Genomic DNA, 1015 nt, shown 5'->3' on the forward strand with positions numbered 1-1015 from the left:
CAGCGCATCCCACACCGTGCGCAGCTGGTGCCCAGGGGCATAGACCTCGAACGCGCGCTCCCCGCTATAGCTTGCCGCCAGGATCAGCACGTCCACCCCGGCCAGTACCGCGCGGGTGCAGCGCATGTGCGCGGGCGCTTCCGCACCGGTCAACGCGGCCAGCACGCGGGCCGATTGTGGCCCGGCCAGCGCCACCGCGCCGAGATGCTCCTGCACGTTGACCACGCTGACCTTCAAATGCGGCGCCATCACGTTGCGCAACCACGACAGGTGCTGCGCCATGCGGTCTGCCCCGCCGGTCGAACTGGTGAGGAGATAGCGCTGCTCGGCCAGGCGCCAGGCGGTGCCATCATCCATCACCAGGCCATCTTCGCGCAGCATCACGGTATAGCGCCCGCGCCCCACCCCCAGGCGGCCGATCGTGGTGGCGCAAGCCATTTCTAGCAGCGCGGCGGCATCCGGGCCGCTCACCTCGAACGTGGCCAGCGTGGAAACATCCACTATGCCAACGCTGTGCCGCACCATGCGCGCCTCGCGCAGCGATGCCACGCCCAGGCTTTCCCCGGCGCGCGGATAGCTGCGCGGGCGAAACCAATAGCCCACCGGCTGCCACGCCGCGCCCAGATCATCGTGCGCCTGGCGCAGGCGCAGGCGCCGCACTAGCCCGGCATGAACGCCCACCGCCGCACCGGCAAACGCGCCCAGCGTGGTGGGGGTATAGGGCGGGCGAAACGTGGTCAGCCCGGCCTGGGGAATATCCACGCCCTGCGCCTGCGCCAGTCGCGCCAGCGCCGCCATGTTGCCGGTCTTGCCCTGGTCGGTGCCCATGCCCAGCGTGGTATAGCGCTTGAGATGCTCGACCGAGCGATAGCCTTCGCGCCAGGCCAGATCGATATCGCTGAGCGTCACATCGTTCTGGAAATCGACAAAGGCCTTGCCGCGCGCGGCCTGCGGCACCTCGGCCGCGCCGGCCGGCGTGCCCATGCCCAGCGGATCGTCCACGGCAAAGCCGCGC

General features: G+C 70.0%; 1 pseudogene. It reads right to left on the reverse strand.

From position 1 onward, the window contains the following. Positions 1–1015, reverse strand: a pseudogene (locus H926_RS0101955) (sarcosine oxidase subunit alpha); the annotation flags it as partial.

The organism is Novosphingobium sp. B-7 (assembly GCF_000410615.1).
In the GTDB taxonomy this organism is placed as follows: domain Bacteria; phylum Pseudomonadota; class Alphaproteobacteria; order Sphingomonadales; family Sphingomonadaceae; genus Novosphingobium; species Novosphingobium capsulatum.